This window comes from Sphingomonas zeicaulis (genome assembly GCF_050433225.1).
Classification (GTDB): Bacteria; Pseudomonadota; Alphaproteobacteria; order Sphingomonadales; family Sphingomonadaceae; genus Sphingomonas_D; species Sphingomonas_D zeicaulis.
Genome location: NZ_JBNPXQ010000008.1, coordinates 107702 through 124059, shown reverse-complemented (window position 1 = coordinate 124059; position 16358 = coordinate 107702). Strand labels below are relative to the sequence as shown.

General features: G+C 67.8%; 18 protein-coding genes. 8 read left to right on the top strand and 10 right to left on the bottom strand.

The window, feature by feature from the left end:
• Positions 1–8 precede the first annotated feature (8 nt).
• The 5 genes from FHS96_RS22615 to FHS96_RS22595 all read left to right on the top strand — a co-directional run bounded on the left by FHS96_RS22615 (position 9) and on the right by FHS96_RS22595 (position 3236).
• Positions 9–182, top strand: coding sequence for a type II toxin-antitoxin system CcdA family antitoxin (locus tag FHS96_RS22615; protein WP_429597273.1), 174 nt, complete (start codon positions 9–11; stop codon positions 180–182).
• The gene (locus tag FHS96_RS22610) at positions 179–1465 is read left to right on the top strand and encodes a bifunctional phosphopantothenoylcysteine decarboxylase/phosphopantothenate synthase (RefSeq protein WP_429597270.1); all 1287 of its coding nucleotides are present in this window, start codon (positions 179–181) and stop codon (positions 1463–1465) included. The genes FHS96_RS22615 and FHS96_RS22610 overlap by 4 nt, the downstream gene beginning before the upstream one ends.
• A gap of 205 nt (positions 1466–1670) precedes the next feature.
• A complete protein-coding gene (gene dut / locus FHS96_RS22605; protein WP_429597267.1) occupies positions 1671–2117 on the top strand; it encodes a dUTP diphosphatase in 447 nt (148 codons plus the stop codon).
• A 4-nt stretch (positions 2118–2121) separates the two neighbouring features.
• On the top strand, positions 2122–2877 hold the full coding sequence (locus FHS96_RS22600; protein ID WP_429597264.1) for a HesA/MoeB/ThiF family protein: 756 nt from the start codon (positions 2122–2124) through the stop codon (positions 2875–2877).
• Positions 2874–3236 carry a peroxiredoxin gene (locus FHS96_RS22595; protein WP_429597261.1) on the top strand — a complete coding sequence of 121 codons (363 nt, stop codon included), beginning with the start codon at positions 2874–2876 and terminating at the stop codon, positions 3234–3236. Before FHS96_RS22600 ends, FHS96_RS22595 begins: the two co-directional genes overlap by 4 nt.
• 329 nt (positions 3237–3565) lie before the next feature.
• Here FHS96_RS22595 and topA read toward each other — a convergent pair whose 3' ends face one another.
• From topA to plsY, 4 genes are all read right to left on the bottom strand, one after another.
• A complete protein-coding gene (gene topA / locus FHS96_RS22590) occupies positions 3566–6130 on the bottom strand; it encodes a type I DNA topoisomerase (RefSeq protein WP_429597258.1) in 2565 nt (854 codons plus the stop codon).
• A 98-nt stretch (positions 6131–6228) separates the two neighbouring features.
• On the bottom strand, positions 6229–6882 hold the full coding sequence (locus FHS96_RS22585) for a hypothetical protein (RefSeq protein WP_429597255.1): 654 nt from the start codon (positions 6880–6882) through the stop codon (positions 6229–6231).
• 9 nt (positions 6883–6891) lie between these two features.
• Positions 6892–7986 carry a DNA-processing protein DprA gene (gene dprA / locus FHS96_RS22580; RefSeq protein ID WP_429597252.1) on the bottom strand — a complete coding sequence of 365 codons (1095 nt, stop codon included), beginning with the start codon at positions 7984–7986 and terminating at the stop codon, positions 6892–6894.
• Positions 7979–8584 carry a glycerol-3-phosphate 1-O-acyltransferase PlsY gene (plsY, locus tag FHS96_RS22575; protein WP_429597249.1) on the bottom strand — a complete coding sequence of 202 codons (606 nt, stop codon included), beginning with the start codon at positions 8582–8584 and terminating at the stop codon, positions 7979–7981. Before plsY ends, dprA begins: the two co-directional genes overlap by 8 nt.
• 142 nt (positions 8585–8726) lie before the next feature.
• Here plsY and murI point away from each other — a divergent pair, with 142 nt between their 5' ends.
• Positions 8727–9524 carry a glutamate racemase gene (gene murI / locus FHS96_RS22570; protein ID WP_429597246.1) on the top strand — a complete coding sequence of 266 codons (798 nt, stop codon included), beginning with the start codon at positions 8727–8729 and terminating at the stop codon, positions 9522–9524.
• Between the two features lie 139 nt (positions 9525–9663).
• Positions 9664–10878, top strand: a complete 1215-nt coding sequence (gene hemA / locus FHS96_RS22565) for a 5-aminolevulinate synthase (protein WP_429597243.1) — start codon at positions 9664–9666, stop codon at positions 10876–10878.
• Positions 10879–11217: 339 nt separating this feature from the next.
• On the opposite strand, the gene FHS96_RS22560 is transcribed toward hemA, so the two are convergent.
• On the bottom strand, positions 11218–11820 hold the full coding sequence (locus FHS96_RS22560; RefSeq protein WP_429597240.1) for a Uma2 family endonuclease: 603 nt from the start codon (positions 11818–11820) through the stop codon (positions 11218–11220).
• Positions 11821–12064: 244 nt separating this feature from the next.
• Here FHS96_RS22560 and FHS96_RS22555 point away from each other — a divergent pair, with 244 nt between their 5' ends.
• Positions 12065–12220 carry a hypothetical protein gene (locus FHS96_RS22555; RefSeq protein WP_429597237.1) on the top strand — a complete coding sequence of 52 codons (156 nt, stop codon included), beginning with the start codon at positions 12065–12067 and terminating at the stop codon, positions 12218–12220.
• Positions 12221–12242: 22 nt separating this feature from the next.
• Here FHS96_RS22555 and FHS96_RS22550 read toward each other — a convergent pair whose 3' ends face one another.
• From FHS96_RS22550 to FHS96_RS22530, 5 genes are all read right to left on the bottom strand, one after another.
• Entirely contained in the window at positions 12243–12911 is a 669-nt protein-coding gene (locus FHS96_RS22550; protein WP_429597234.1) for a class I SAM-dependent methyltransferase, read from the bottom strand.
• A 2-nt stretch (positions 12912–12913) separates the two neighbouring features.
• Positions 12914–14128: a BtaA family protein gene (locus FHS96_RS22545; RefSeq protein WP_429597231.1), complete on the bottom strand. Its 1215-nt coding sequence runs from the start codon at positions 14126–14128 to the stop codon at positions 12914–12916.
• A 128-nt stretch (positions 14129–14256) separates the two neighbouring features.
• Positions 14257–14733: a hypothetical protein gene (locus FHS96_RS22540; RefSeq protein ID WP_429597228.1), complete on the bottom strand. Its 477-nt coding sequence runs from the start codon at positions 14731–14733 to the stop codon at positions 14257–14259.
• 118 nt (positions 14734–14851) lie between these two features.
• Positions 14852–15661, bottom strand: coding sequence for an anti-sigma factor (locus FHS96_RS22535; RefSeq protein ID WP_429597225.1), 810 nt, complete (start codon positions 15659–15661; stop codon positions 14852–14854).
• Complete coding sequence (locus FHS96_RS22530; protein WP_429597222.1) at positions 15654–16232, bottom strand: sigma-70 family RNA polymerase sigma factor; 579 nt, start codon at positions 16230–16232, stop codon at positions 15654–15656. Before FHS96_RS22530 ends, FHS96_RS22535 begins: the two co-directional genes overlap by 8 nt.
• Between the last annotated feature and the right edge of the window lie 126 nt (positions 16233–16358).

Genomic DNA, 16358 nt, shown 5'->3' with positions numbered 1-16358 from the left:
GCAGATCGATGACCAAGCGCAAGACTCCGCCGACCGATCGCTCCGCTGACTGGCAGGCACGCTGGCTCGCCGAGAACGACCATTCACTTCAGTCCTCCAATGACTATGTCGAGAAGCACGGCCTTCCGCTCGCGGAATATTCCTGGTTCGCGAAGGAGAAGGCCGCGGAGCCTGATGCATGACCCAGCGCAAGATCCTGCTCATCATCGGCGGCGGTATCGCTGCCTACAAGGCGTGCGAGTTGATCCGGCTGATCCGCAAAGCGGGCATGTCCGTGCGCTGCGTCGTGACCGCGGGCGGCCAGCATTTCGTGACGCCGATGACGCTCGCGGCGCTTTCCGAACAGCCCGTCCATACCAGTCTGTGGGATCTGAAGGATGAGGCCGAGATGGGCCATATCCAGCTCAGCCGCGAGGCGGATCTGGTGGTGGTGGCGCCCGCGACGGCGGACCTGATGGCGAAGATGGCCGCCGGCATCGCCGACGATCTCGCCACCACCCTTCTGCTCGCCACCGACAAGCCGGTGCTCGCCGCCCCCGCGATGAACGTGCGGATGTGGCAGCATGCCGCCACCCGCCGCAACGTCGCGCAACTGAAGGCGGACGGCATCATCCTGCTCGACCCCGACGAGGGGCCGATGGCGTGCGGCGAGTTCGGCCCCGGCCGCCTGCCCGAGCCGGTCGCGATCATGGCGGCGATCGAGGCGCATTTCGCGGGCACGGTGCGCGCAGCGGCGCCCGCTGTTTCCAGCGCCGGCCTTTCGCCGCTGCACGAAGCCGAAGACCCTTCCGGCCAGCCCGATTTCGCGCCCGATGCGCACCGCGCCTTGTTCGGCCGACATATCGTCGTGACCGCCGGCCCCACCCGCGAGCCGATCGATCCGGTGCGCTACATCGCCAATCGCAGTTCGGGCCAGCAGGGGTTCGCCATCGCCGGCGCACTCGCTGCGCTGGGCGCGCGGGTGACGCTGGTCGCCGGCCCGGTCTCGCTGGCGACGCCCGCCGGGGTCGAGCGGATCGATGTGGAAACCGCGCGCGAGATGGCGGCGGCGGTGGATGGCGCGCTGCCCGCCGATGCCGCGGTGATGGTCGCCGCGGTCGCCGACTGGCGCGCCGAGGCGGCAGCGGCGCACAAGATCAAGAAGACCGGCGATGCGCCGCCGACATTGGCGCTCACCGAGAATCCGGACATCCTCGCACGCGTCTCGGCGGCCGGGCCGCGGCGGCCGGCGCTGGTCGTCGGCTTCGCGGCGGAGACCGACCATGTGCTGGACCATGCCCGCGCCAAGCTGGCGAGGAAGGGCTGCGACTGGATCGTCGCCAATGACGTCTCCGGCGATGTGATGGGCGGCGCCGAGAATGCGGTGCATCTGGTGACCGCCGATGGCGTGGAGAGCTGGGACCGGATGCCCAAGGGTGCGGTCGCCACGCGGCTGGCGGAGCGGATCGCGGCGGCGCTCGGCTAAACCTTCTCCCCTTGTGGGAGAAGGATACGGAGCCTTATGAGCGAAGCGGAATAGACGAAGTTGGATGAGGGTGCGCGCCGGAGGCGCGCGCGGCGCATGCGGCGCCGCTTACCCCTCACCCAGCTCCGACCAGGGCGCTGCTTCGCACCGCCCAAGTCTGCGCAACCCTCTCCCCTTCCGGGGCGAGGGAAAGTTAGGGAACCCCATGACCATCACCATCGCCATCAAGCGCCTCCCCCACGGCGAAGGCCTCCCCCTCCCCGCCTACGCCACCGAGGGTGCTGCCGGGCTGGACGTGGTCTCCGCCGAGGATCTTACCCTCGCGCCCGGCGCGCGCCATGCGGTCGCCACCGGCTTCGCGATCGCGATCCCCAATGGCTATGAGGTGCAGGTGCGGCCGCGGTCGGGGCTGGCGCTCAAGCATGGCATTTCGCTGGCCAACACGCCGGGGACGATCGACGCCGATTATCGTGGCGAGGTGAAGGTGATCATGATCAACCTAGGCACCGAGCCTTTCGCGATCGCGCGCGGCGACCGCATCGCGCAACTCGTCCCCGGACCCGTGCTCACCGCCGAGTTCGAAGAGGTCGCCGATCTCGACGACACCGTGCGCGGCGCGGGCGGCTTCGGATCGACCGGGATCGGGTTCTGATCGCATGGCGCTGAGCGACGACCAGCTCGACCGTTACGCGCGCCATATCATCCTCAAGGAGATTGGCGGCGCGGGCCAGCAGGCGCTGCTCGGCGCACATGTGGTGGTGATCGGCGCGGGCGGGATCGGCAGCCCGGCGATCCAGTATCTCGCGGCGGCCGGGGTCGGGCGGCTGACCTTGATCGACGACGACATCGTCTCGCTCTCCAACCTCCAGCGCCAGACCTTGTTCGCGACCGCCGATGTCGGCGCGCCCAAGGTGGAAACCGCCGCCGCTGCGGTGGCGCGGCTCAACCCCGATGTCAGCGTCGTCACGGTGCGCGAGCGGATCACGGCCGACAACGCCGCGGCACTGCTCGCCGGCGCCGACGTGGTGCTGGACGGTTGCGACAATTTCGCCACCCGCCTCGTGGTGGCGGATGCGGCGCTCGCCCTGCGCGTGCCGCTGGTTTCGGCGGCGGTCGGCCAGTTCGAGGGGCAGCTCGGCCTGTTCCGCGGCTGGGAGGCGGAGCGGCCCTGCTATCGCTGCTTCGTCGGCGGCAATCCCGACCGGCCCGATATCTCCTGCGCCGACCAGGGCGTGCTCGGCGCGCTGACCGGGGTGATGGGCAGCCTCGCCGCACTGGAGGCGGTACGCGCGATCACCGGCTTCGGGGAGGACAGCGCCGGCAAGCTGCTGCTGGTCGACGCGCTCGCCTTCCGCTTCCGCACCCTCACATTGCCCAAGGATCCCGGCTGCCCGGCCTGCGGGACGCGATGAGCGGCGTCACCATCATCCTCGCGACGCCCGATGGCGCGAAATTCCGCACCGCGCTGATGATCGCGGCGGCGAGCGCGGTGCTGGGGGATCCGGCGCGGATCTTCTTCAGCGAGGCCGCGGTGGCGCTGCTCGGCGTGCCGCCGACGGATCCCGCCGACGAATGGTACGCATCCGAAGGCCTGCCGACCCTGGGCCTGCTCTATGAGGAAGCGCTGGACGCGGGCGTGGTGCTGATCGCGTGCCAGAGCGGGCTGGCGCTGATCGGGCTCGATGCCGACCGGCTTGACCCGCGGGTGGAGGCCGGCGGGCTGCTGGGCGCGCTGGCGGCGGACCGTGAGGCGCGGCTGGTGGCGCTGTAGGCGCGGAACGCTCGCAAGTTTCGGGGACATAATACTAAACTCGATCCATACGGATCGGCGGCTTCGCATTGAGATCGAGTTTAGTATTGTGTCCCCGAAACTTGGGCGCCGCGGTCTTGGCTTCGCTCGACCTGATCCCTCGACTTCGCTCGGGACGAACGGGGAGGGTGTGGAGCAGCCTTATCTGTCCCGAACCATCCAGCTCCACGCCGCGCCTCCCACCCTCTCCGTTCGCCCCGAGCGAAGTCGAGGGGGTGTTCGAGCGCAGCCGAGAACACGAGACCCGCTCGGGGTAAACGGTAGGGGAGCGGAGACCCGCTCCCCGCCCCCTACTCCGCTGCCTTCTTCTTCGGTGCGGCCTTCTTCGGTGCCGCTTTCTTGGCCGCCGGTGCCTTCTTTGCCGCCGCCGGCTTCTTCTTCGCCTTGCCCTTTGACGGGCCGGCTGCCGCGCGGGCGTCGATCAGTTGCGCGGCTTCCTCAAGCGTCAGCGCTTCGGGCTGGACCGTCTTGGGCAGAGTCGCGTTGGTCTCGCCATCGGTCACATAGGGGCCGAAGCGGCCTTCCATCAGCTTGATCTCGGCCTCGGTGCGCGGGTGCTTGCCGAGCATGCGGAGCGGTTCGCGCGCGGCGCCGCGGGCCGGGCGGCCGCCCGCGGCGGCCTCCGCCAGCTTGACCACCGCGGCGTTCATGCCGGTCTCGAACACCTCGGCGGTGGACTTCAGACGGGCATATTTGCCGTCATGCGCCAGATAGGGGCCATAGCGGCCGATGCTCGCGGTGATCGGGTTGCCCGTTTCCGGATGCTTGCCCACCTCGCGCGGCAGCGACAGCAGCTTGACCGCCCAGTCGAGATCGAAATCGTCGCCCGGGATGTCCTTGGGAATGGAGGCGCGCTTGGCCTCCTTGCCCTCGCCCATCTGGATATAGGGACCGAAGCGGCCGGAGCGCTTGCTGATCTCCTGCCCCGTTTCCGGATCGGTGCCCATCAGTTCGGGGCCGGTATCGGCACCGGCGCCATCCGCACCGGCCTGCGCGAAGCGGCGGGTGAATTTGCATTCCGGATAGTTGGAGCAAGCGATGAACGCGCCGAAGCGGCCGCCGCGCAGCGACAGCCGGCCTTCGCCGCAGTTCGGGCAGAGCCGCGGATCGCTGCCGTCGCCCTTGTCCGGGAACAGATAGGGTCCGAGGAACTCATCGAGCGCTGCCGTCACTTCGGACGGCTTCTGCTCCATCACCTGCGCGGTCTTCGGCTTGAAATCGCGCCAGAAGGCTTCGAGCACTTCCTGCCAGCCGGCCCGCCCGCCCGACACATCGTCGAGGCTCTCCTCGAGCCCGGCGGTATAATCGTAGCTGACATAGCGTTCGAAGAAACGCTCGAGGAACGCCGTCACCAGCCGCCCGCTCTCGTTGGGCGTGAAGCGGTTCTTCTCCACCGTCACATAGTCGCGATCCTTCAGCGTCTGCAGGATCGAGGCGTAGGTGGAGGGGCGGCCGATGCCGAGTTCCTCCATCTTCTTGACGAGGCTGGCCTCCGAATAGCGCGGCGGCGGCTGGGTGAAATGCTGTTCGGCACGCACCGCCTTCTTCGCCGGCGTATCGCCGGTGGAAAGCTTGGGCAGGCGCTTGCTGTCCTCATCCGCCTCGTCGTCGCGACCTTCTTCGTAGAGCGCGAGATAGCCGGAGAAGAGCACGACCTGGCCGGTGGCGCGCAGCCCGTGGCGGCCGGAGCCGTCCTCCAGTTCCGCGGTGGTCCGCTCCAGCCGCGCCGAGGCCATCTGGCTGGCGAGCGCGCGCTTGAAGATGAGATCATAGAGTCGCGCATGGTCGCCCGAACCCGCGCGATCCCTGTTGAAGTCGGTCGGGCGTATCGCTTCGTGCGCTTCCTGCGCGTTCTTCGCCTTCGCCTGATACTGGCGCGGCTTGTCCGGCACGTAGCTGGCGTCATAGCGGTTGGCGATTGCACCGCGCGCCGCGGAGATCGCGCTCGGGTCCATCTGGACGCCGTCGGTCCGCATATAGGTGATCGAGCCGTCCTCGTAGAGCGCCTGCGCCAGCCGCATCGTGTGGCTGGCGGAGAAACCGAGCTTGCGCGCGGCTTCCTGCTGCAGTGTCGAGGTGGTGAAGGGCGGCGGCGGGTTGCGCGTCAGCGGCTTCGTCTCGACCGAGACGACGCTGAAGCGGCCGTCCTCGACCGCCTTCTTCGCGGCCTCGGCATCGCCGGCCTTGCCGATCGTCAGCCGATCGACCTTGTTGCCGTTCCAGCGGACAAGGCGCGCGGCAAAGCCGGTGCCGTCCTGCTCCATGTCGGCGGTGACCGACCAATATTCCTGCGCGACGAACGCCTCGATCTCGCGCTCGCGCTCCACCACCAGCCGCAGCGCGACCGACTGCACGCGACCGGCCGACTTGGCGCCGGGCAGCTTGCGCCACAGCACCGGCGAAAGCGTGAAGCCGACGAGATAGTCGAGCGCGCGGCGCGCCCGATAGGCGTCGATCAGATCCTCGTCCAGCGCGCGCGGATTCGCCATCGCCTGCGTGACCGCGGGCTTGGTGATCGCGTTGAAGGTCACGCGGCGGACGTCCTTCGGCAGCGCGCGGCGCTTCCTCAGCACCTCCTGCACATGCCAGCTGATCGCCTCGCCCTCGCGATCGGGGTCGGTGGCGAGGATCAGCGTGTCGGCGTCCTTCGCCTCGTCGGTGATCGCCTTCAGCTGCTTCGCCTTGTCGGCGTAATTTTCCCACTCCATCGCGAATCCCTCATCGGGATTCACCGATCCGTCCTTGGCCGGCAGATCGCGGACATGGCCGTAGGACGCCAGGACGCGATGCCCCGGGCCCAGATATTTCTCGATGGTTTTCGCCTTGGCGGGCGATTCGACGATCACGAGATTCATCAGTCGCGCTTTTCCTTCATACGTACGCGCGAGGGTGGCGGCGCGGTCTCTAGGGCGTCAAGTGGTTGCGACGCAATGGCGGAACGGATGGTTGCACCTCAGGCGAAGATATCGACGATGCCGCGATTGCCCACTTGGCCGATTTGTGTAGCCGAATAGAGCGCGACCTGCAGATGCCAGCCGGCGATGATGACCACATCCAGCGCCACGTTGAGCGCCGCTTCCACCGGCCAGGGCAGCTCGCTCACCACCACGATCGGGACGGCGATCAGAAGGATCGGACCATAGACGACGGCAAGCGCGCCGAGCACCCCGCCGAAATTGCCGTCGGTCAGCGCCCAGCTCCGGCTCATCGCCCCGCTGGGGCCGACATCCTCGGCAAACAAGACCGCGGCCGACATCGACCAGCGAACCAACAGGAAGATCCCCGGTACCACCAGCAGGACGAGGCCAAGCAGGATGCAGGCGTTGGTGAGAATGCCGAGGCCGAACAATGCCGCAAGCCCGCCTCTCGCGTGCGGATCGCGCAGGCCAAGCGTATCGAGCAGGCCGCGCATGATCTGCACCTGGAAAACCAGCGCGAGCACGCCGCTGACAAAGCTCAGCAGCACGGCGGCGTCGCCCAGCGCCACGCTCAGCGCGTCGATCGTGCCGAGAATCGCGAGCGCAACCAGCGCCCGCATCGGCGACTGGCGCAACATGTCCCAGGTCTGCGCCAGCACCGGGCTGGCATCGATCCGCAATACGTCCATCCCCACCCCTCAGTTGAGGCTCACACGGCTCCCCGCATGGCGTTCCAGCCGCCCCGCCAGTTCGAGTTCCAGCAGCACGAGCTGCACGATCGCCGGCGCGATGCCGGACAGGCGGATGAGTTCATCGACCGGCACCGGCACCGGACCCAACAGTTCGGTGACCACCGTGCGGTCCGCTGCCCCGGCATCATAGATCGCAGGCGGGCCGCTCCACGCCGCGCGCTCCTGGCGCATGCGCGGGTCGATCGGGCGCACCGCCTCGATGATGTCCGCGGCCGACTGGACGAGCGTCGCGCCCTCGCGGATCAGCAGGTTGCAGCCCTGCGCGCGCTGGTCGAGCGGGGAACCGGGCACCGCCATCACCTCTCGCCCGACATCCGCCGCCATCCGCGCGGTGATCAGCGATCCAGACTTGGGCGCTGCCTCCACCACCACCGTACCCAGCGCCAGCCCGGCGATGATGCGGTTGCGGCGGGGAAAATGGCGCGCCAGCGGCTCGCGCCCCGGCGGCTGTTCCGCCACGACCAGCCCCTCGCGTGCCATCCGCTCCTGCAGCTCGGCGTTCTCGGGCGGATAGGCGATATCGATGCCGCTCGCGATGATGCCCACGGTACCGCCTTCGATCGCACCCAGATGCGCCGCGGTATCGATGCCGCGCGCAAGCCCCGAAACCACCGTTACCCCCTCGTCGGCCAGACCGCGCGCCAGCATCCGCGCGAAGCGGCAGGCGGCGGCGGACGCATTGCGCGCGCCGACCATCGCCACCACCGGGCGATCGAGCAGCGCGAGGCTGCCGCGCAGGATCAGCCCCGGGGGCGCATCGTCGAGTTCGGCGAGCGGTGCCGGATAGTCGGGCTCGCCAAGGAACAGGTGGCGTGCCCCGATCGTCGCGACGCGCGCGAATTCACGCTCCGCATCCTCGCGCGGGCACAGCACCGGGGCACGGCCGCCGCCCCGCGCGGCGAGATCGGGAATCGCCGCGAGCGCCGTTACCGCGTCGCCGAAGCGACGAAGCAACTGCCGGTAGCTGACCGGGCCGATATTGGCTGTGCGCGCCAGCCGCAGCCGCGCGATCCGATCCTCGTCGGGCCCGCCATCAGCCACGCTTGGCGCCGCCCACTTTCGGTTCGGTTCCGTCGATCAGCCGGCCTATATTCTCGCGATGCTTCCACAGCACCATCAGTGCGAACAGCAGCAGCAATGCGGCGAGGCCAAACGCGCCCAGCGCTGCCGCGGCGATCGGCGCCGCGATCGCCGCGGACATGCCGCCCACTGACGAGATGCGGGAGAGCGCCAGCGCGCCGAGCCAGGCCACCGCATAGACCAGCCCCACCATCCAGTTCAGCGCCAGCGCAAGCCCGAGCAAGGTCGCAACGCCTTTGCCACCGTGGAACTTGAGCCAAACCGGATAGAGATGGCCGAAAAAGGCGCCGATCGCCGCGAGATTCTCCGTCCCCGGCAGCAGCCATGCCGCCAGCAGCACCGCCGCCGCGCCCTTAGCCGCGTCGAGGATCAAGGTCGCTGCGGCCAAACCCTTGCGGCCGGTGCGCAGCACGTTGGTGGCGCCGATATTGCCCGAACCGATCTTGCGCAGATCGCCTGCGCCGCCGAACTGCGTCAGCAGCACACCGAAAGGGATCGAACCCAGCAGATAGCCGACGATCAGCGCGAGGGCCGCGCCGAACCAAGGTTGAGACAACAACGCGAACACCCCAAGGCAGCGCCGGCGCAGTCGTTTGCCGGCATCCAGTGCTGCTCGTCTTAGCCTGATCGAAAGGCCGGGCAATGACATTCGCGCGGCCAAGGGCTTCAAACATCGCACGCATCGCCCTACAGCCGCGCCGATGGATGCCCGCCGCCCCCTGCTGTTCTTCGACTCGGGCGTCGGCGGTCTTTCGGTCCTCGCGCCGACACGCGCGCTGCTGCCGCATGCACCGATCGTCTACGCCGCCGACTCGGCCGGCTATCCCTATGGCACGCGTAGCGAAGCCGAGATCGCCGCGCGCGTGCCGGCGCTGCTCGGCCGCCTCGTCGAGCGCTTTCACCCGCTATTGGTGGTGATCGCGTGCAATACCGCCTCCACTATCGCGCTGGCGCATGTTCGCGCCGCGCTCGACCTGCCGATCGTCGGCACCGTCCCCGCGATCAAGCCCGCCGCGCTTGCTTCCAAGACCCGCGCGATCGGCGTGCTCGGTACCGATGCCACGGTGCGCCAGCGCTATGTCGACAATCTCACGGCCGAGTGGGCCGCGGACTGCCTGGTGCTGCGCCATGGCTCGGCGGCGCTCGTCGATCTCGCCGAGGCGCGGCTGCGCGGCGAATCGCCGCCGGCGGCCGCTTTCGCCGCGGCGTTGGACGGCCTGTTGTCGCAGCCCGGCGGCGACCGCATCGATACGGTGGTACTCGCCTGCACGCATTTCCCGCTTGTGGCGGAGGATCTCGCCGCGGCCAGCCCGCGCCCGCTGGGTTTCGTCCATGGCGGCGAAGGCATCGCCCGGCGCGTCGCGTTCCTGACCGCGGGCCAGCCCTGGCCGACCGAGCCGGCGCCCGGCATCGCCGTGTTCACGCGGTTGGGAGAGGCTGAACGTAAGCTTGCCCCCTCGCTCGCGCGCTTCGGCCTGGAGATGCTGATCGAGCTGTGATCGACTGAGCCGATCACACAGGGTTGGACAATCCGTCCCATTGAGAATCGTTTGCGCTGGCGTATCTGCCCACACGGATATATGCCTCCATCAAAGATAAATTGGGGGCGCGACAGTCAACGGCCCGCGGGGATTGGACTTGGATTACCAGCGTATCTTCACCCAGGCGATCGACCGGCTTCATGCCGAAGGACGTTACCGGGTGTTCATCGACATCCTTCGCAACAAGGGCATGTTCCCCAACGCGCGGTGCTTCGCCGGCCATAACGGGCCGAAGCCGATCACCGTCTGGTGCTCGAACGACTATCTCGCGATGGGCCAGCACCCCAAGGTGATCGCGGCGATGGAAGAGGCGCTGCACGATGTCGGCGCCGGCTCCGGCGGCACCCGCAACATCGGCGGCAACACCCACTATCACGTCGATCTCGAGGCCGAGCTGGCCGATCTGCACGGCAAGGAAGGCGCGCTGCTGTTCACCAGCGGCTATGTCTCCAACGATGCGACGCTCTCCACGCTCGCCAAGCTGCTGCCCGGCTGCATCGTCTATTCGGACGAGCTCAACCACGCCTCGATGATCGCCGGCATCCGCAACGCGGGCTGCGAGAAGCGCGTGTTCCGCCACAATGATCTCGCGCATCTCGAGGAACTGCTGGCGGCCGACGACCCCGCGGTGCCCAAGCTCATCGCGTTCGAGAGTGTCTATTCGATGGAAGGCGATGTCGCGCCGATCCACGGCATCTGTGACCTTGCTGCCAAATATAATGCGCTGACCTATCTCGACGAAGTTCACGCGGTCGGCATGTACGGCCCGCGCGGCGGCGGCATCTCCGACCGTGACGAGGCCGCGAGCCGGCTGACGATCATCGAGGGCACACTCGCCAAGGCGATCGGCGTGATGGGCGGCTATATCGCCGCCGACCAGGTGATCATCGACGTGATCCGCAGCTATGCGCCGGGCTTCATCTTCACCACCAGCCTGTCGCCCGTGCTCGTCGCGGGCGCGCTCGCCAGCATCCGCCACCTGAAATCGTCGAGCGAGGAGCGCGATGGCCAGCAGGCGTCCGCCGCGATGCTGAAGGCCAAGTTCCGCGATGCAGGGCTGCCGGTGATGGAGTCGACCACGCACATCGTGCCGCTGATGGTCGGCGATCCGGTGAAGGCCAAGCGGATCAGTGACATCCTGCTCGCCGAATATGGCGTGTATGTGCAGCCGATCAATTATCCCACCGTGCCACGCGGCACCGAGCGCCTGCGCTTCACCCCCGGCCCCGCGCATACCGAAGCGATGATGGTCGAACTGACCAACGCGCTGGTGGAAATCTGGGGCCGGCTGGACATGCGCAAGGCGGCGTGAGGGCGAGAGCTTGCGAGCGAATTGCCTCGCTCGCTCCGCCCGTAAATCACTGAGCTTGTCCAACTGATTATCACCGGGCCAGGCGCCGTACTGGCCTGTCGATCCACATCGCCAAGCCTGCCTTCGGCAACAGTGCCGCGCTCGGTCGCTACTCGGCGCCGCGCTACCGCAGCTCTGCCGCAACGGCGTCGAGATGCCGCCTCATGTCGGCCGCGCTATAGGCTCCGCCTCTTGCGATCGAGCCGTTCAACATGTCACGCAACGCCGATAGCTTCGCTTCGCGCGCCTCGATCGCATGCAGGGACTGGACCTGGTTCCGACGTACCAGCGTACAGCCTATCATAGGATCAGCACGCGATCGGTGCCCGGCACCGTCAGCGGCGCGCCGAACTTGATCGAAAGGACATCGGCATAATCGCCGTTCAGTGGCTCGGCGAAGAGGTGCACAACGCGCCGTTCGCCATCGACGACCCAATAATGCGGCACGCCGGCGCGGGCGTAATCGATCCGTTTCGCGCCCATGTCGCGCTCGATCGTCGTCAACCCGATCTCGATGAGCAGCGCCACATCTTCCGGACGTAGCAACCGATTCGCATCGAGCGGAGCGGACAGCACCGCGGCGTCGCAGCTCCGCACCGTCTGCTCGCCAAGATCGATGCCGGTCTCACCCAGCACGACCATGCTGGTGCCCGCAAGCGCGTGGCGCAGGAGATAAGTCAATTCACCCTGCAGCCGGCCATGCTCGCTCATCGGCGGGTTCATCCGCTCCAATTCTCCATCGACAAGCTCAATACTCATATCGTCGAACGCGCCGAGGGACGCCATCGCAAGGAACTCTTCCTTGCTGAAGCGTGCCTTTGCGGCCGACTCCGGAGTCATTGGGGCGGGCGGCTTGTTCATCCGGGTAGCAAAATAGCCATTGCCGCCGTTCCGGACAATCATTTCACCGCCGCCTTGAAATCACCATGATTGCCCATCATATGGGACATAGCGGGTGACACCGCCCTATCCGGTTGGTCCGGTACCTCCGGCCCTCTCAAGCACAAGCTGCCATCCCGGCGCTCATCGATGGGCACCGATTTCGCACATCAGCGATGCAGCAGGCCGCAAGCCGACAGGCATAGTCCCCTGCACGTCCGTCCGCGCATAGGGCGCGGGCAAAGCAACGATAAAGAGAAACGGAACCATGAACATCCAAAGCGTTCAGAATCCCACCGCCAACGGCATGTCGCTGTTCAGCCCGATCTTCGGACTGGCCTTCGGCAAGACGCCCCCGGCACCCAAGCGCGGCACGCTGTCGCGCCGCGAACTCCGCAAGATCGTCGCCGACCTGATCGGTTGAACGATCGCGCGGTTGCCGGCGTTCAGGCGCCGGTGACCGGCCTGCGGAGCACCGCGCTCCACGCATAGCCGCGCAGCAGCGGCTTGAACTCCATCATCATCCCGTGCGCCTCGGCGAGGCGCGTCAGCGCGTCCTTCAGGGCGGCGCGCGGGGTGACCTGGTACATCGCGACCCAGCCAAACAGGAAGCGCTTCCACCAGCCGGGCAGCCGTTCCTGCTGCCCGAAATCGACGACGTGGATCGCGCCACCGGGCGCTAGAACACGCGCAGCTTGGTCGAGCGCGCCCTGCCAGTCGGGGATCATCGACAAGGTGTAGGACATGAAGATGCGGTCGAACGCCGGGCGGCCGAACAGCGCCTGCGCGTCGAACGCGGTGGCATCGCCCTGCGCCAATATCACGCGCTGCCCGAGACCCGCGCGCGCCACCGACTTGTCCGCGGTTTCCAGCATCGCCGCCGAAATATCGACGCCGAACAACTGCGTGCCGGGATGCCGGCGCGCGGCGAGGATAAGGTTGCGGCCGGTGCCGCAACCGACCTCGAGGATCGAGCCGCCCGGCGGGGGCGCCATGCCGGCGATGCAGGCATCGCGCCCCAGCAGGTAGAATTTGCGCGTCAGATCATAGAAATGGCGCTGGACGCGGTAGACCCCGTCCATCCGCTCGGCATGGGTGCCGACGGTGGTAGCCATGATCAGTCCTTCAGCGTGTAGAGATGCACGCCGCCATAGATGGACGACCGATCCGCCGCCGTGAAGCCCTTCGATTCAGCCTCGGCATAGTGCCAGCGGCCGAGAATCTCCTCCGGCACGCGGCCGGGCAATAGGGTCGGCTCGGCGGCGGTGCGGAACAGCACCCGCGAGCCGGGGCGCGCGGTGCGGGTGATCTCACGCCACAGCCGGGTCAACACTGCGTCCGTCATCCAGTCCTGCGCGTCTAGCAGCACGTAGCGATCGAGGCTGCCGGCCGGCTGGCTTTCGAGGAAATCGATGAAATTCTGGTGCCGCACCTCGACGCGATCGACCCGGTCGACCACCGCGCGATAATTGTCCGGCTGCAGATAGGGCGGCAGCGGCGCTTCCGGCCCCTTGCCATAGCCGCGGCCGAACGCCTGCCAGGCGAAATAATTGTTGCGGATGTCGAAGTCGCAGGAGAGCTTTTCGAGCCGCTGGCGCAGCACCGCGGCCATGCCGTCGGGCTCGTCTCCAGCCAGTGCAATATATTGCGCAGGCGGGATGCCGAGGCCGAACAGGCTCGCCGGCTGGCCGGTCAGCCAGCGCACGAAGCGCTTGTCGAACACCGGCGCGAAATCCTCGTCGAAGATCCGGCGCTGTTCCTCGAGGCTGGTCGCCGCCAGCATCCGCTTCGGATCGACGCCATAGACCTTGGCGATGAGATGCGCCGCGCCGATGAAGCCGCCGAGCAGGCCACGGCGGTAGATGCCCTTGGCGAAGCCGCCGATGCGGCGCCGGCCGGTGAGGTCGCGGCCTTCCCAGTAGCGGCGCGATACCTCGTCGAGATGCGGCGCGACATGGGTGCGATAGGTCGCGATGTTCGCCTTGCTGTCGGCCTGGCCGAAGAAGCGATGGAAGGTCGCGTGATCGGGCAGCTTGCGCGCCGCGATCAGCTTGAGCTTGTTGAGCGCGACATGTGCCGTGTTGAGATCCACCGCGACGATGCGCTCGGGACCGTCCGTGAGGTAGGACAGCACGTTGCAGCCGCCGCTGGCGATCGTCACCAGGCGCGAGTCGGAGCGAAGCTGCAGCGCTTCGAGGTCGACGACCGGATCTTCCCAGATCTGGGCATAGACCAGACCCTTGAAAGCGAACGCAAAAGCCCGATCGAGCAGCCGCTGCTTGCCGCTCTCGCCATCGCGCAGCACTGCTTTCTTTACCGCATCCGTCGCCATCAAAATCCTCCGGTCACCTCCGCGCCACTACTGGCGGGCGATGACGGCTTGGTGACGATTCAGCGAGCGATTGTCATAATTGAGACACGGGGAAGCCCTCCTCCCGCGCGCGGGAGGGGACTGGCGATTTACCCCCGACAGAAGCCTTCGGCCTGCTTGATCATCAGGCAGTTCGTCTTGCCGGCAAGATATTTGAGTCCGGTCTCGTCACCCGTGGCCTTGCGGATGGTCTCGGTCTTGCCATCGCGGGTGAAGGCGATCGTGTCGCCCCTGGCGCTGCCCTCGTAATTCTCGGTGCCATCCATCAGCGTCACCGCCAGCGCATATTTGCCGGGGCCGTCGCCGGGCTGAATGTCGAGCACCAGACCTTCGACGCCGACCCATTTGCCGACCCAGGCGTCGGTGGGCAGCGCCGCGCCGGTGGCGTTCAGTCCTGTATCTCCCTCATTGCTCATCGCGCCACCTTCGACGGGAACCTCGGTCACGTCGGGCACGTCGGCGACATTCGCGGCATTGTCCGCGTCGGCGGTGTTGGCTGAGGGTTCACCGCCGCAGCCGGCCAGCCCGAGCGCAAGCGCCAGTACGATGGGGGAAATGGACTTCATGGGTAAACACTCCCGGTCATTGATCGTCCCAGCCCCCAACGCATGCGATGCCCGGAGCGGCCCATGTCCGGCAAGAGGGATATCGACGGATCGAGCGGAGATGCGCCCGGACGCGGCATCAGATGCGGGTGACGCGCCCTGCCGCCACCACCGGCCCTGTCGGCTGGCCGGTCGGCGATCCGCCGGAGGGTTCGATCGAGATCGCCAACGTCGCCTCGCCGTTGATCATCGGGCGAATTTCGGCGCGGATGGTGAGCGTGTTCATCTCGCCCGGCCGCACGAGCCCCAGCGACACCGGCTGGCCGCCGGCGGGGATCACCCACAATTCGGCGCTCTTGCCCTCGCCCGCCATCGGCCCCGGCGCGATCTTGAGCGCGCCATCGGGCATCACCGCGGCCATCGCCATCGGCATCGGCTGGCGTTCCGGCGGCGCGAGTTGCGCGATCATCATCGGCGCGGCCGCGGCGTCCTCCGCAGGTGCCGCGGCGACGGCCGGCGGCGGTTCGCGCTGCGCCAGTTCGGCATCCCCCGCCTCGTCCATCGAGCGCTCGACCGCGGCGGGCGGCAGCACCGGATCCGGCATGCCGGCGGGATTGATCGCGATCCAGCCGATCGCGCTCGCTGCGACCAGAGAGGCAGCGGCCGTGAAGCTGCGCCAGCGCGTGACGCTGGCCTTCAGCGCGCGCGCCTCACCGCCGCCGTCGATGCGCTTCTCGATGCGCTGCCAAAGCGTGGCGGGCGGCGCCTGCTCGGGCACGGTGTCGATCAGCGGCGCCAGCCGTTCGCGCCAGTCATCCACCTCGCGGCCGAAGGCGGGATCGGCGAGCAATCGGCGCAGCGCGGCGGCGCGTTCAGGCCCGTCGAGCACGCCCAGCGCGAGCTCGGCAGCCAGCATGTCGGGATCCTCGCCGGGGAGCGCATCAGCCACGGTCAAGGCACTCCCTGAGCTTGAGGAGGCCACGGCGGATCCAGCTCTTCATCGTGCCCAGCGGCACACCATCGCGCTCGGCGAGCTCGGCATAAGTGGCGCCGCCGATGAAGGCGGCGCGGATCGCGGTCGCCTGCCGGCCCTCGATCTCGTCGAGGCAGCCATGCAGCCGGCGCGCTTCCTGCTCCGCCTCGATTCGCTCGGGCGCGAGCGCGGCGTCGTCGGCGATCGCCTCCGCTTCCTCGACACCGACATTGTCCACCGGGCGGCGCGCGCGGCGCCAGTCGATCGCGCGGTTGCGGGCGATGGTGGCGAGCCAGGTGACGGGGCTCGCGCGCTCGGGATCATATCCCGCCGCCCGGTTCCACACCGTCACATAGACTTCCTGCAACACATCCTCCGCAGCCTCGCGTTCCTGGCAGATACGCAGCACGATGCCGAAAAGCTTCGCGGAGGTGCGGTCATAGACGTCGCGCAGCGCCAGCCTGTCTCCGGCCGCGACTCGTGAGAGCGCGGCGACCAGCAGGGCGCGCGCTTCATCCCGCGTGGATGTGGAGGACAGTCCCGTCACGGCGCCTTGGTTATCGGGTTTGCCCGGCGACGCAAGCCGGTGCTTTGGTTGGGGCTTCGGTCGATCCGCTGCTCTGCCGGTTTCTGCGGGGTGGCGATCCGCGCGCTCTGGCTGTAGGGGAGCGCG